Here is a 15,855-nt window from a genome sequence, read left to right as displayed (position 1 = left end):
CCCGAGGCCCCCTATGCGCGCATCCCGATTCAAACCTTTGACCGCCCTGGCCCTGACGGCCGTGTGCGGTGCCAGCCTGCCGAGCCTGGCCCACGCCGCCGCGCCAGCCGCCGGCAAAGTGTTCAAGGACTGCAAGGACTGCCCGGAAATGGTGGTGCTGCCCGCCGGCACCTTCACCATGGGCACGCCGGCAGATGAAGTCGGCCGCGAGCCGGACGAAGGCCCGATGCACGAAGTGACCTTTGCCAAGCCGTTCGCCATGAGCCGCTTCCAGATCACTGCCGGCGAATGGGACAGCTACGTGCGCCAGACCGGCGTAAAGATCGCCGACGGCGACACTCGCCCCGGCCGCGAATGTATCGCCAGCAAGCCGCGCTATCCCCAGGGCCCACGCCAGCCGGCGGTGTGCATGGACATGGACGATATAAAAAACTACGTGGCCTGGCTGTCGAAGAAGACCGGCCAGCAGTACCACATGGTCAGCGAGGCCCAGCGCGAGTACGCCGCCCGCGCCGGCTCCACCGGGCCATTCCCCTTCCCGTTCGATGCGGGCAAGGACTACAGCATCGCCGAACACGCCAATACCTACGGCCCGGCGGACGGCTACAGCTATTCCTCGCCTGTGGGCAGCTACCCACCGAATGCGTTTGGCCTGTACGACATGCACGGCAATGTCTACGAACGCGTGGCCGATTGCGAACACCCCAACTACATCGGCGCACCTACCGACGGCAGCGCCTGGGTTGAACCGAACTGCGAGTCTTACCAGATCCGTGGCAATGACTGGGGCGAAGCACCGGTGTTCTCACGCTCGGGCAACCGCAACAATATCTACCCGCAGACACGCGGGGATTGGATTGGGTTCAGGGTCGTGCGCGACCTCTGATTGGGTTGTGGTGAAAGGACTTGCGGTGGTGAGCGGGCTTGCCCCGCGCGGGGCTGCGAAGCGGTCCCGCTCCAGACAATATGGTTTATCTGGTAAACCGAGGTGCCTGGGTTTGGGGCCGCTTCGCGCCCCAGCGCGGGGCAAGCCCGCTCACCACAACCGCACTCTCGCAAGCTTAGCCACGACGGCGCATGCCCCCGATCCGTTGTAGTGAGCAGGCTTGTCCTGCGCTGGGCTGCGAAGCGGCCCCGCTCCAGACAATGTGATTTATCTGGTAAACCGAGGCGCCTGGTTTTGGGGCCGCTTTGCGCCCCGGCGCGGGGCAAGCCCGCTCACCACAACCACACACTCGCAAGCTTAGCCACGACGGTACATGCCCCCGATCCGTTGTAGTGAGCAGGGTTGTCCTGCGCTGGGCTGCGAAGCGGCCCCGCTCCAGACAATGTGATTTATCTGGTAAATCGAGGCGCCTGGTTTTGGGGCCGCTTCGCGCCCCGGCGCGGGGCAAGCCCGCTCACTACAACCACACACTCGCAAGCTTAGCCACAACGGCGCATCCCCCGACCCGTTGTGGTGAGCAGGCTTGTCCTGCGCTGGGCTGCGAAGCGGCCCCGCTCCAGCCAATGTGATTTATCTGGTAAACCGAGGCGCCTGGGTTTGGGGACGCTTCGCGCCCCAGCGCGGGGCAAGCCCGCTCACTACAGAAGCCTGATTTTTAGGGTTGGCTTTGTTTGGCCAGGCGCTCCAGCCCTTCATGCAAGGCCGGGAACAGGCTGTTGTTGAAGTTGTTCCAGCGCAGTTCGAGGATGGTGTCGTCCGCTGCGATGTCGGTGTTGAGCACGTCATGGAACACTTCGCCGGAGTCGATGCCATTGTCCACGTAGTGGAACGAAGCGCCGGTGCGGTACAGCGGCTCGCATGGCTGGGTTGCCTTGGTCGTCCAATCCACCACCGCTTGGCCACGGGCGCCGTACAGCGCGTTCCAGGTGGCGTAGGCGCCACGGCGCTCGTAGGGCGAGTCGATGCGAGTGATCCCAGGGTGAATGTTCATGATCCGACGGGCAAACGGCGCACCCGGCCGTACCAGTTCATCGAGGATCACCAACAGGCCGTCGAGCACCACGATATCCGCCTTCAATTCCACCAGCGTGTCATGCAAACGACGCTCGAAGTCCTGCTTGCCGGCGATGTGTTCGGCACTGCCCCGTGGCAGGCGGCGGTAGGTGGACGGCACGCTCAGCAGCAAATCGTTGACCAGCGTGCCCTGCACCCGCAGGTCAGCCGGGTACAGCCACTGGCGACCCGGCTGGTAGGCAAAGCCATAATCGGCCACCAGTTGCTGATCCCGAGGGTTCTGCTCATCGTCGTCATACACCACGCCTACCAGGTGATAAGCCTCGCCCAATGGCGTGTCGTTGAGCGACCCCACCAGAAACTCCAGCACCGACTTCATATAGCGCTGGTGATCCTTGTAGGCCACCGGCTGCCCGGCCTTATCGGCGGCGGCGTTTCTCAGGGACCACACGTACACCAGATTCTTCTTCGTCATTGTTTCGCTCTCGCTGAAGGGATCACGCACCGCGCGGCTACGCGTGCGCCTACACAACAAGAACGAACCAGCTCCCGGGCAATTTATCCGCCGCCTTCACCGCCAGGCGCACCAGGCTAAATCGTCACGGCAATGCTTCGTTTGTCATGGGTAAGGGTCTGTGTGCCCAGCCCCCTCTTTTCACTTTCCGGGAAGTACTTATGACCGACCCCAAGCGCGGCGCCTTCAACGGTCTGCTCGCATTGCTCAGGCCCTTTCGCACCATCGTCACGGTCTCCGTGGCCCTGGGCATGGCCGGCGGCCTGGCCATCACGTTGCTGCTGGCGACGATCAATAACGCCCTGCACTCGCCCCAAGGCATGACCCAGGGGGTGATCCTGACTTTTGCTGCGTTATGCGTGCTGGCGTTGGTCAGTTCGATCGTGTCGGATATCGGCACCAACTTTGTCGGTCAACGCATTATTGCGGCGCTGCGCAAGGAGTTGGGCGAGAAAGTGCTGTCGGCGCCTATCGAACAAATCGAGCGCTACCGCACCCATAAGCTGATCCCAGTGCTGACTCACGACGTCGATACCATCAGCGATTTTTCCTTTTCTTTCACGCCCCTGGCCATCGCTACTACGGTGACCCTCGGATGCCTGGGCTACCTGGCGTACCTGTCGGTGCCCATGTTCCTGATCATGGTCGTGGCGATTGTGATCGGCACCGCCGTGCAGTACGCGGCGCGTTCTGCGGGCATCCAGGGTTTTGAAGCGGCCCGTGACCAGGAAGACGAGTTGCAGCGTTATTACACCGCCATCGCTTCGGGCGCCAAGGAGTTGCGCATCCACCGCCCCCGTCGCTACCGGATGAATACCCATCGCATCCAGGCGACCGCCGACCGCATCGGTGATATCCAGATCCGCTCGGTGAACATCTTCATCGTCGCCAAAACGTTCGGCTCGATGCTGTTCTTCGTGGTCATCGGTCTGGCGCTGGCGTTCCAAGCCTATTACCCCAGCCCTGACCCGGCCGTGATCACCGGTTTCGTCCTGGTTTTGCTGTACATGAAAGGCCCGCTGGAACACGTAGTGACCGCACTACCGATCGTCAGCCGTGCGCAGATCGCGTTCTCGCGTATCGCTGAACTGTCCGAGCGGTTCTCATCCCCTGAGCCCCATCTGCTGCTCGAAGACAGCGAGGCGCCAAAACCGGTGGTGCACAGCCTGGAACTGCGTGGGGTGAGCTACAGCCCGCCGCCGGTGGACGGCAGCGAACCGTTCCATCTGGGCCCGATCGACCTGAGCATCAAGCAAGGCGATATCGTATTTATTGTCGGCGAAAACGGCTGCGGCAAGACCACGCTGATCAAATTGCTGCTGGGGCTTTACACCCCGCAATCCGGCGAAATCCACCTCAATGGCCAACCCGTTAGCGCCACGAGCCGTGACGATTACCGCCAACTGTTCACCACGGTGTTCGCGGACTATTACCTGTTCGATGATCTCGTTCAGGGCGGAGGGAAAACCTCGCTGGATAGCGCAGCCCAATACCTGGAGCGCCTGGAAATCGCGCATAAGGTCACGATCAAAGACGGTGCGTTCAGTACCACCGACCTCTCCACCGGCCAACGCAAGCGCCTGGCACTGGTCAACGCATGGCTGGAAGAACGCCCAGTGCTGGTGTTCGACGAATGGGCCGCCGACCAGGACCCGGCCTTCCGTCGCATCTTCTATACCGAGCTGCTGCCGGACCTCAAACGCCTGGGCAAAACCATCGTCGTGATCAGCCATGACGACCGCTATTTCGACATCGCCGACCAGTTGGTGCGACTGCGCGCGGGCCAGGTGGTGCATGAACGGGAGCTGGCGTGAATTTTTTTTCCGGTTTCTGCAGGTAGGAACGTCTCACTACTGTTAATGAGAACTAACCTCAATAAAATCAAACTGCCCACCTAAAACATAGAAGAGAACGCCCCATGTCTGCACGACTCGGTCTGAGCCCCTTGAGTAAAGCGCTATCCATGCGAAGGGCCCTGCATGTCAACCTCAAGCCCAGCGCGCTCGCGCTTGCGGTGTCGCTGCCTCTTGCCGGTTATGTTCAAGCCCAGGCGCTTGAGATCAATATTCCTGCACAACCGTTGGGGACGGCGCTGCAGGAATTTGGTCGCCAGACCAATATGCAAGTGTTGTACAGCCCGACGGACGTCCAGAACAAAAGCAGCGCCACAGTCAAGGGTAAGCTCGCACCGGAACAGGCCATCGCCGCGCTGCTCAAAGGTTCGGGGATAAACTACAGCTTGCAGGGCAACGCCATAACCATCAGCGCCAACAGCAGCTCCAGTACCCTGGAGCTGGGTGCGACCCAGGTCAACGCGAACCAGTTGGGTACGGTCACCGAAGGCACCGGTTCCTACACCCCAGGCACCATTGCAACCGCCACGCGCATGGTCCTCACCCCCCGACAGACGCCGCAATCGATCTCGGTGGTTACCCGCCAAGCCATGGATGACTTCGGGCTGACCGGCATCGACAACGTGATGCGCCATACACCGGGCATCACCGTCTCGACTTACGACAGTGAACGCACCAACTATTATTCGCGCGGTTTTGCCATCCAGAACTTCCAGTACGATGGCATTCCAATGACCCGCAACGCGCCCTACTCGGCCGGGCAGACCCTGACCGACATGGCCATCTACGACCGGGTCGAAGTGCTCAAAGGCGCAACCGGCCTGCTCACCGGCGCTGGCGGCCCCGGCGGCACCATCAACCTGGTGCGCAAAAAACCTACTGCGCAGTTCCAGGGGCATGTGGAGCTGGGCGCGGGATCGTGGGACAAATACCGCTCGGAAATCGACGTCAGCGGCCCCTTGACCGAGACCGGTAACGTGCGAGGTCGCGCCGTGGCTGCGTACCAGGACGAGCACTCGTTCATGGATCACTATCAGCGTAAAACCAGCGTGTTCTACGGCATTCTTGAAGTCGACCTGGATGAAGACACCCTGCTCACGGTAGGCGCCGATTACCAGGACAACGACCCCAAAGGCTCCAGCTGGTCCGGCAGCAGTCCTGTGTATGACTCGGCAGGCAACCCGATCACCTTGCCGCGCTCCTTCAACAATGGCGCGAAATGGAGCAAGTGGGAGCAATACTCGCGCACCGCGTTCGCGACGCTGGAGCACACCTTCAGCAACGGCTGGGTCGCCAAAGGGCAGTACAACCACCAGATCAACGGCTACAACGCTCCACTGGGCTCCCTGGCCTCACCGAATCCGACCACCGGGCTGTCTTCGGTCTATGGCCAAAAGTACACCGGTGAAACCATCAGCGACAGCGGTGATATGTACCTGACCGGCCCATTCAGCATGCTCGGGCGCGAACACGAGTTGGTGATCGGCTCGTCCATCTCGTCGTCCCATTGGGTAGGCAAGGACTACTACAGTCCGACATTCACCAATAACGTCATTGACTTCTACAACTGGAATGGCGACAGCATTGAGCCGAACTGGGGCGATGTCGGTTTCAAAAACGACGAAACCACCCGCCAATCCGGCGTGTACATGACCGGCCGTTTCAGCCTGACCGATGACTTGCACCTGTTGCTCGGCACGCGTATCGCCAACTATCAGGTCACGGGTACCAGCGATACCAAGGACACCGGCAAAGTCATTCCCTATGCCGGCCTGACCTATGATCTGGACGACAACTACTCCCTCTACGCCAGCTACACCGAGATCTACCTGCCGCAAACGGCGTATCGGGACGCGAGCAACAAAATGCTGGAGCCGGATGAAGGCACCAACTACGAGATCGGTCTCAAGGGCGAGTTCTACGAGGGCCGCCTGAACGCCAGCCTGGCTTACTTCGAAGTGCATGAGGAAAACCGCGCGGAATTCGACAGCACCGCCGATAAGTCCCTGGTCGACAACCCCTACAAGGGCATCACCGCCAAGACCAAAGGCTATGAAGCGGAAATCTCCGGCGAACTTGCACCTGGCTGGCAATTGCAGGCCGGATACACCCATAAGATCATTCGCGACCAGAGCGGTACGAAGGTGTCCACGTGGGAACCGGAAGATCAGGTTAACTTCTACACCACCTACAAGCTTACCGGCCCCTGGGACAAACTCACCCTGGGCGGTGGCGCGCGCTGGCAGGGTGAGGGTTGGCAGTACCTGAACAACCGCCCGAAAAGGACCACCGACAAATTCTCGCAGGACCCGTACTGGCTGGTGGACGTAATGGCACGCTACCAAGTGACCGACAATGTGTCCGCCACCCTCAACGTCAACAACCTGTTCGATAAGAAGTACTACACCAACATCGGCTTCTATAACTCCTCGTACTACGGTGACCCACGCAACGTCATGCTGACCACGCGCTGGAGCTTCTAACTCGGCCGTAATAAAAAAGCCCCTGGCCATTTATGTGGCCAGGGGCTTTTGTTTGCCTGGGGCATTAGCCCATGACTGATGCAAAACTGCCGACAAACTGAGGGTTATCGACAATCCGGTCGTGAGTCGTGTCGATCAGCGTCGACTGGGTGATCCCCGCCGCGCCGATGACGGCCCGCATACTGGACTCAATCAGCTCACGATGCTGCCCGCCCTTGCTGCGCGATGCCCACCAGCAAGCGATGGGGGCTTTGATCGGCGCATAGTCGGCGTCCTGCAACCTGAGGTCCAGCAAGCGTTTCACCTCCCAGGACACCTGCGCTTCACTGCCCTCCAGCAACTCATGCCGCAAGCTTTCGTAGGCAGTGCCCAAGGTGCGTTGCGCCCAGCTATCCACCCTCGCCCACCGCTGCGTATCGTCACCCTCGTCTCTGCTGCCCAGCCACACGGCGTGGATCTGTTCGGCATGGTGCGGAAATAGCACACCGAGCATCTCGGCGCGTTGCTCGCTGACGGACACCACGCGCTCTTCGGCGGCGGTTTGTGCATCCCAGAACCCGGCGACGCGGTACGGCGGCGGCGCATCGATCCAACCCACGCAAGCCACTTCACGACCGGCCTGTTCCAGACGATAAGCCACCTCCATCGCCAGATTCCCCCCCAGCGACCAACCTGCCAGACGGAAAGCGCCCTGAGGTTGTGCCCCCAACAGTTGAGCGGTGTAATCCTCAACCATGCTTGTCCAGGACGGGACTTCGCCGCCCTCTTGCGCCAGCGCGCGGCAGATCACCCCGATCACCGGTCGCTGGTCACGCAGTGCCAGGGCAATCGCTTTGTAGCAATGCACCGAACCGTAACTGGGGTGGAACACAAACAATGGCGTGCCCGGCGCGCCGCTGTTAAGTGGCACGAGCAAATCGCTGCGGGTGCTGCCGTGCAGGCTGTCGACTTGCCCCTGCACCGTGGGGTTGAGCATCAACTGGGCCACCGATACGCTGACCCCGGTTGCGGCACGGATGCGCTCCTTGAGCAACAACACCAGCAGGGAGTGACCGCCCAGTTCGAAGAAATTATCGCGCAGGCCCACCCGTGGCACGCCCAAGAGATCGGACCAGATAGCCGCCAGTTGTTGCTCGTGCACGCTCTGCGGCGCCAAGTAGGCGGCCTGTTGTGGGGCATCGGGCGTGGGCAGGGCCTTGCGGTCCAACTTGCCATTGGGGCTTAACGGCATGCGGTCGAGCACCACCCATTGCCCAGGCACCATGAAGTCCGGCAGATGCCGCGCCAGATGCGCACTGAGCGCATCGCGCCAGCCCTCGACCGCGTCGTGCAGCACCACGTAGGCCACCAGGTGCTTACCTTCCAAGACTTGCACACTCGCCGCACGCACCCATTGGTGCTCCAGCACACGCGCCTCGATTTCGCCCAGTTCGATGCGCAAGCCACGCAGCTTGACCTGGTGATCCAGGCGCCCCAGGTATTCAATCACCCCGTCAGAGCGCTGGCGTACCCGATCACCACTGCGGTACAGCCGCGCACCGGCATGAAACGGGCACGGCACAAACCGTTCGGCAGTCAGTGCCGGTCGTTGATGGTAGCTGCGCGCCAGTCCGACGCCGCCCAGGTACAACTCACCCGACACGCCCGCCGGCACCGGCATCAATTGCGCATCGAGCACATACGTGGCCAGGTTGGCTATCGGCCGGCCGATGGGCACGCTGTCGCAGTCTTCGGCGACACAGGTCCAGTGGGTCACGTCGATGGCCGCTTCGGTCGGGCCATACAGGTTATACAGCCCGGCCCAGGGCAGTTTAGCGAAGACCTGCTGCTGCACATCCACCGGTAACGCCTCGCCACTGCACACGATGCGGCGCAGACTCTGGCAGCGGATGACGCCTGGGTCTTGTACAAACGCCTGCAGCATCGACGGCACAAAATGCAATGTGGTGACCTGATGGCGATCGATCAGGCCGATCAAGCGCTCGGGATCGCGGTGATCGCCTGGCGCGGCAACCACCAGCTGTGCGCCGGTCATCAATGGCCAGAAGAACTCCCACACCGATACGTCGAAGCTGAACGGCGTCTTCTGCAACACCGCATCGCGGGCGTCCAGGCAGTAGGTATCCTGCATCCAGCACAAGCGATTGGTCAGCGCGCCATGACGGTTGCCGGCCCCCTTGGGTTTGCCGGTAGAGCCGGACGTATAGATCACATAGGCCAGGTGCTCGCCGTCCAAAGCGACATTAGGATTGGCATCACTGAGCCCATCGAGCCTTTCCTCATCCAGCAGCAGCACCTCAAGACCTGCGGGTATCGGCAGTGCTTGCAGCACCTGCGTCTGGGTCAACAGCAACTTCACCGCACTGTCGTGCAGCATGTAGGCCAGGCGTTCGCGCGGGTACTCCGGGTCCAGCGGCACATAGGCGCCCCCGGCCTTGAGCACGGCCAGCAGTCCCACCACCATCTCGACGCAGCGCTCTACCGCCAGCCCCACCAGCACATCCGGGCCAACTCCCAACGCTATCAAGCGATGTGCCAAACGGTTGGCACGCCGATTAAGCTCGGCGTAACTCAAGGATTGCTCGGCAAAATACAGCGCCGGCGCTTCGGGGGTGCGCTCGACCTGCGTTTCGATCAGGTGATGCACGCAGCGGTGCAGAGGGTAAGCCTGGGCGGTGGCGTTCCAACCGTGGACGATGCGGTGTCGCTCATCGCGGTCGAGCATCTCCAATTCACCAATCGGTTGCCGTGCATCTTGGGCCATGCCCTGCAATAGATGCTGCCAGTGCATGGCCATGCGCTGCACGGTTGGCCCGTCGAACAGGTCCGTGGCGTAGGTCAGCGCGGCCCAGATACCGTCGGCGGACTCGCGGGTGTCCAGACTCAGGTCGAACTGCGCGGTGCGGCTCTGCCACTCCAGGCTTTCGACCTGCAGCAGCCCCGGCGACTGGGCGCTGCCGGCTTTGCGAGTATCGGCCTGGTGATTGAACATCACTTGGAACAAGGGGTTATGGCTGAGGTTGCGCTCCGGCTGCAAGGCCAGCACCAATTGTTCGAAAGGCAGGTCCTGATGCGCCTGAGCCTCCAGCGCACGGGCCCGCACTTGCTGCAATAACGTGGACACTGACATCTGCCCGTCGATATCCGCCCTAATCACTTGGGTGTTCACAAAAAAGCCGATCAAGCGTTCGGTTTCGACACGATTGCGGTTGGCCGTCGGCACCCCGATGCGGATATCCGGCTGGCCGCTGTAGCGATACATCAGCACTTGGAACGAGGCCAGCAACAGCATGAACATCGTCACGCCTTCACGCTGCGCCAGGTCGCGCAGCGCAGCCACAAGGCCCGCCGGCAACGCAATGTCCAGGCTCGCGCCACGGTGACTTTGCAGCAGCGGGCGGGCACGATCGAAAGGCAGCGCCAATACCGGCTGCTCGCCCCCCAGGCGACCGCGCCAGTAATCCAGTTGGCGATCCTGTTCGCCGGCCTCCATCCACGCCCGCTGCCACAAGGCGTAATCGGCATACTGGATCGGTAAGGCGGGTAATTGCGCCTCATCCCCCTGGGCGTACGCGGCATATAACTGCACCAGTTCCTCGACCATGATCTGCATCGAGTGCCCATCCGACACGACATGGTGCTGAACCAACACCAGCACATGCTCTTGCGCGTCAAGACGCATCAAGGCGACGCGCAGCAACGGACCGTTCTGCAAATCGAAGGGCTGGGCGATCAGCGCGTCCAACCGGTCGGTCACCTGGGCCTGGTCAATCTCCATGGATTGGATCCGCACTGTGGCCTGTGAGTCGACCACCTGCACCCGACGCTCGCCGTCCTGACGCAGGCAGGTACGCAGGGTTTCGTGGCGGGCAACCAGGCTATCGAAGCTGCGCTGCAATGCCGCGACGTCCAATGGCCCGCGCAAACGCAACGCCGTGGGCAGGTGATAAGCGGCGCTGTCGGGCTCCAACTGCCAGATAAACCACTGCCGCTCCTGAGCGTAGGACAGCAGCAACTGCGGCGCCTCATCGCGGGTCACTGGAATCGGTAAGTTGGCGGGCGAGACATCCTCGGCGAGCATCTTTTGCAGGTAGACCCGGCGCTGTTCCAGCGGCAAGCCGATAAACCGTTTGACGATGCGTTGTGCAACCTGAGTGTCCATCAAAACGGCCCCATATCATCAAACAGCGCATCGAGACGGCTGAGTTTGTCTTGCGTCACCGCACCGCCCCGCCCTTCAAGGTGCGCCGCCAGGCGCCGTACATCCGGGTGCTGGAAAATATCCTGCGGTGAGGGTCGCAGGCCCAGTTCAAGCTGCATACGCGAAATAATGTTGATCACCAGCAAGGAATGCCCGCCCAGTTCAAAGAAGTTGTCATTAAGGCCCACGCGCTCGACTTCCAGCACCTGCGCCCAGATCGCCGCAATCTGCTGCTCCAGCTCGCTTTGCGGCGCTTCATAAACACTGGACGGCTGGCCCGCATCGGCCTTGGGCAGCGCCTTGCGATCCAACTTGCCGTTGGGACTCAACGGCATCTGCTCCAGCAGTACCCACTGCGCCGGCACCATGTAATCCGGCAGGTGTTCGGCCAGGTGCGCACCGAGCACCTCGCGCCAGTCGCCGTGGACATGGTGCAGCACCAGGTAACCCACCAAGTACTTGCCGTCCACCGCCAGCACCGCCGCTTCGCGGACCTGCTCGTGTTCCAGCAACCGCGCTTCGATCTCGCCCAGCTCGATGCGCAGGCCGCGCAGCTTGACCTGATGGTCGATACGCCCGGCGTATTCGATCACTCCGTCTTCGCGGTAGCGCGCCAGGTCGCCGGTGCGGTACAGGCGCTCGCCGTGCACGAACGGGTGGGCGATAAAGCGTTCGGCGGTCAATGCAGGACGGCGGTGATAACCACGTGCCAGGCCCGCGCCGCCCAGGTACAGCTCGCCCAGCACGCCGACCGGCACCGGTTCGAAATTATCGTCAAGCAGGTAGCAGCCCAAATTGGCAATCGGACGGCCAATCGGCACGGTGTCGCGGCCTTCGTCGACGCAAGTCCAGTGGGTCACGTCGATGGCGGCCTCGGTCGGGCCATACAGGTTGTACAGCCCAGCGTGCGGCAGCTTGGCGAACACCTGCTGCTGCGCATCCACCGGCAACGCCTCACCGCTGCACACGATGCGTTGCAGGCTCCGGCAACTGGACACCGCCGCATCCTGCAAGAACGCCTGCAACATCGACGGTACAAAGTGCAGCGTGGTGACCTGTTCGGCGTTGATCACCTGGATCAATCTGGCTGGGTCGCGGTGATCGCCAGGGGCGGCAATCACCAGGCGCGAGCCGGTCATCAGCGGCCAGAAAAACTCCCACACCGACACGTCGAAACTGAACGGAGTCTTTTGCAATACGCTGTCGGCCGCGCTTAACCCATAGGCTTCCTGCATCCATTGCAGGCGGTTGAGCAAGGCCGAATGACGGTTGCCCGCGCCTTTGGGTTGGCCAGTGGAGCCCGAGGTGTAGATCACGTACGCAAGGTTTTCGCCGTCCAGCGCGACAGCCGGGTTTTGCTCGCTGTATTGCTCGTAACTCGACTCGCCCAGCACCAGGGTTTCCAAGCCTTGCGGAATCGGCAACTGGCCGAGCAACGGCGCCTGGGTCAGCAACAATTGCACGCCGCTGTCGTCGAGCATGTAGGCCAGGCGTTCGCGTGGGTAGTCGGGGTCCAGCGGCACATAGGCGCCGCCGGCTTTGAGCACCGCAAGCAGGCCGATAACCATGTCGAAGGAGCGCTCCACGGCCAGGCCCACCCGCACATCCGGGCCGACACCGGCCTCGATCAAGCGATGGGCCAGGCGGTTGGCGCGGCGGTTGAGCTCGGCGTAGTCGATACGTTGCTCGGCAAACACCAGGGCCGTGGCCTGCGGCTGGCGCTCGGCCTGGGCTTCGATCAGGTGATGTACCCACTGATTTTGCGGGTAGTCGCGGGCGGTGGCGTTCCAGGCATACACCGTGGTGTGACGCTCAGCGGCAGTCACCGACGGCAAGTCGGCCAAACGTGTATGTACCGGGTTTGCCAATGCCAGCAGCAAATGGCTGAAGTGCGTAGCCAGGCGTTGGATATCCGCGTCGCTGAAGGCTTGCCGGCTGTAATTGAACTCCAGCCCCAGAGTCTGCCCGACGCCCAGCAGCACCGTCAGCGGATAGTGGGTCTGTTCCAGGTTCTGCACTGGGCCAAACTGCAGCCCCGTAGGCGAGCCCTGCTCCAAGGCTTCGGACACCGGGTAGTTCTCGAACACCAGGATGCTGTCGAACAGCGCCTCGCCGCCTAAACCAGCCCAGCGTTGTACGTCGAACAACGGGGTATGTTCCTGCTCGCGCAACCTGAGATTTTGCGCCTGGATCTGCTGCAGCCATTGGCCGATCGACATTTGCGGGTCCGGGGTAGCCACCACCGGCAGGGTGTTGATGAACAACCCGACCAACTGCTCGATTCCCTGCAATTGCGCCGGACGCCCCGCCACCGTGGCGCCAAAGGCCACAGTCGCCTGGCCAGTCTGGCGCGCCAACAGCAGCAGCCACGCGCTTTGCACCAGCGTGTTGAGCGTGACTTTGTGGCCCTGGGCAAAAGCTTTCAAGCGCTGGGTCTGCGCCGGTTCGAAGTTAAGTGTGTGTTCACCGTTGGCCATCGGCAGCCCATCAAGGCCAGTCGACGCGCCACGGGCCAGGCGTGTGGGTTCTTGCAACGCGGCCAGCTGGGTTTTCCAGAATCCTTCGCTGGCGACTTTGTCCTGGCCCTGCAACCAACCGATGTAATCACGGTAACGTCCGAGCGCCGGACGCAAAGGCTCCCCGGCATAGTGTTGCAGCACCTCGCCAAACAGCTGCGAACCGCTCCAGCCATCCATCAGGATGTGATGATGGGTGTAGATCAAATGATGATTGGACGGCCCGGTACGCACCAGCACCAGATTCAGCAATGGCGCCTGTTCCAGGGCAAAGCCCTGGGCGCGTTGCGTAGCGGCCAGACCATCAAGCGCGGCGGCGCGATCCTCACGCCCCTGCCAATCGTGCTCCAACACTGTCACGTGCAAATGCTTGTAGACCACCTGCAATGGCTGGTTCAACTCAGCCTGCCAGAGGAAGCCACTGCGCAGCACCTCGTGGCGGTCCACCGCCGCTTGCCAGGCGCGCTCAAAACGCGGCACATCCAGACCGCGCACATCCACGCGCATCTGATTGATGTAGTCCCCCGAGCCCTCACTGTACAAGGACTGGAACAACAGACCCTGCTGCATCGGTGACAACGGATACAGGTCCTCGACCTCTGCCAACACCAGCGGCAACGTGTCCAATTGCGCCTGAGTCAGCCCGGCCAATGGAAAGTCCGACGGCGTCACGCCGCGATTGATCGGCAGGCAACAGTGCTCAATAAGCGCCTTGAGCTCCTCGGCATAATCATCCGCCAAGCGTTGCACGGTGGCCTCGTCGAACATCTCGCGGCTGAAACTCCAGCTCAAGCTCAGCTCGCCGCCGTACACCTGGCCGTTGATTTCCAACCAGTTGCCCAGTGGCGCGTCGAGGCTTTGATCGGCACCGGCAGCATCGCCCGACGGTGCAAACAGACTGCCTTGGCCGGCGTCGTCGAAACTGCCGTCGAACTGGCCCAGGTAGTTGAAGGTGATGCGCGGACGTGGCAGTTGGCTCAATGCTTGCTGCGCAGCATGATCGCCCAGGTAGCGCAGCGCGCCGAAGCCCAGGCCCTTGTCAGGAATTGCGCGCAGTTGCTCCTTGATGCCTTTGAGCGAATCCGCCAGGCTCGGCGCCGGCACCAGTTGCAGCGGGTAGAGGCTGGTGAACCAGCCGACCGTGCGCGTCAGGTCAATGTCATCGAACACGTCTTCGCGGCCATGGCCTTCCAGCCTGATCAGCATCGACGGGGTTCCCGTCCAGCGCACCATCACCCGGGCCAGGGCCGTCAGCAACAGATCGTTGATCTGGGTGCGGTAGGCGCTTGGGGCTTCCTGCAGTAACTGTCGGGTCCAGCGTTGGTCGAGGTGGGTCGTTACATTCAAGGCATGGCGGTTACTGAGGCTGGCCTGTGGGTTCGCTCCAGGCAGGCCGTCCGGGCTGGCGTGCAACTGCTGTTGCCACCAGGCCAGTTCCTGTTGCAACGCAGCACTGCCGGCATACCGGCGCAGCCGCTCAGCCCAGGCGCGAATCGAACTGGTTTTGGTCGGCAGTACCGCGCGGCCGTCCTGGGCAATCTGGCGGTAAGCCGTTTGCAAATCTTCCAGCAGGATGCGCCACGAAACACCGTCCACCACCAAGTGATGAATCACCAGCAGCAAGCGTTGCGAGCCGTCGGCCAGGTCCGCCAGCACCACACGTAACAGCGGGCCTGTACCCAGGTCGAGACTGCTATGGGCCTGTTCGCCCAGCGCTGCCAACGCCTCGGTATCGTTCACCTGGACGTGCCACAGTACTTGCTCGGCCTGATGCTGCGCGGCATCGCGATAGGCAGCGCTCCAACCGCTCGCCCCGTGGACGAACGCACTGCGCAAGGCGTCATGGTGCACGATCAACGCCTGCAAGGCGGCCCCCAGTATGGTCGGCTGCAACGGCTGGTGCGGGCGCAGGACCACAGACTGGTTCCAGTGATGACGCTGAGGGATCTGATCGGCAAAAAAGGCCTGTTGGATCGGTAGCAGCGCCAGCTCGCCGGTCAAGGCGGACTGATCGAGCACCACCGCGCCCTCGCCTTGACGAGCTACCGCCGCGAGGCTTTGCACGGTCTGGTGCTGGAACAAATCCTTGGGCGTGAAGCGAATACCAGCCTGCCGCGCGCGGCTGACCACCTGGATCGAAATGATCGAGTCGCCCCCCAGCTCAAAGAAGTTGTCGTTCACCCCCACCTGGGGCAAGCGCAACACCTCGGCCCAGATCGCGGCGATCTGTTGTTCCAGCTCGGTTTCGGGCGCCACGTAGGTCTGCTGCATCAGGCTCGCGTCCGGCGCCGGCAGGCCCTTGCGGTCGAGCTTGCCGTTGGGGGTCAG

The 15,855-nt window shown here is 62.1% G+C and carries 4 protein-coding genes and 1 pseudogene; 3 read left to right on the top strand and 2 right to left on the bottom strand.

Translation table 11 applies throughout. The features are described from left to right. Positions 1 to 13: 13 nt before the first annotated feature. Positions 14 to 886, top strand: a complete 873-nt coding sequence (locus ACFZPT_RS15875; protein WP_034113106.1) for a formylglycine-generating enzyme family protein — start codon at positions 14 to 16, stop codon at positions 884 to 886. A gap of 715 nt (positions 887 to 1,601) precedes the next feature. Here the strand turns inward: ACFZPT_RS15875 and ACFZPT_RS15870 are convergent. Then, positions 1,602 to 2,435, bottom strand: a complete 834-nt coding sequence (locus ACFZPT_RS15870) for a N(5)-hydroxyornithine transformylase PvdF (protein ID WP_034096975.1) — start codon at positions 2,433 to 2,435, stop codon at positions 1,602 to 1,604. A gap of 200 nt (positions 2,436 to 2,635) precedes the next feature. Between ACFZPT_RS15870 and ACFZPT_RS15865 the strand changes: the two genes are divergently transcribed. Both ACFZPT_RS15865 and ACFZPT_RS15860 read left to right on the top strand, forming a co-directional pair. Beyond that, positions 2,636 to 4,288, top strand: a complete 1,653-nt coding sequence (locus ACFZPT_RS15865; RefSeq protein WP_034096974.1) for a cyclic peptide export ABC transporter — start codon at positions 2,636 to 2,638, stop codon at positions 4,286 to 4,288. A gap of 104 nt (positions 4,289 to 4,392) precedes the next feature. Beyond that, positions 4,393 to 6,810: a TonB-dependent siderophore receptor gene (locus ACFZPT_RS15860; RefSeq protein ID WP_034113104.1), complete on the top strand. Its 2,418-nt coding sequence runs from the start codon at positions 4,393 to 4,395 to the stop codon at positions 6,808 to 6,810. A 64-nt stretch (positions 6,811 to 6,874) separates the two neighbouring features. Here the strand turns inward: ACFZPT_RS15860 and ACFZPT_RS15855 are convergent. Next, positions 6,875 to 15,855, bottom strand: a pseudogene (locus tag ACFZPT_RS15855) (amino acid adenylation domain-containing protein); the annotation flags it as partial.

It is taken from the genome of Pseudomonas sp. MD330_10, from assembly GCF_042610415.1.
Classification (GTDB): domain Bacteria; phylum Pseudomonadota; class Gammaproteobacteria; order Pseudomonadales; family Pseudomonadaceae; genus Aquipseudomonas; species Aquipseudomonas rhodesiae.
This window is presented reverse-complemented; position numbering and strand designations above follow the sequence as displayed.

Bases quoted from the DNA above. Each gene is read 5' to 3' on its own strand.
- ACFZPT_RS15870 (WP_034096975.1), bottom strand. From the start codon at position 2,435: ATGACGAAGAAGAATCTGGTGTACGTGTGGTCCCTGAGAAACGCCGCC.
- ACFZPT_RS15860 (WP_034113104.1), top strand. From the start codon at position 4,393: ATGTCTGCACGACTCGGTCTGAGCCCCTTGAGTAAAGCGCTATCCATG.
- ACFZPT_RS15865 (WP_034096974.1), top strand. From the start codon at position 2,636: ATGACCGACCCCAAGCGCGGCGCCTTCAACGGTCTGCTCGCATTGCTC.
- ACFZPT_RS15875 (WP_034113106.1), top strand. From the start codon at position 14: ATGCGCGCATCCCGATTCAAACCTTTGACCGCCCTGGCCCTGACGGCC.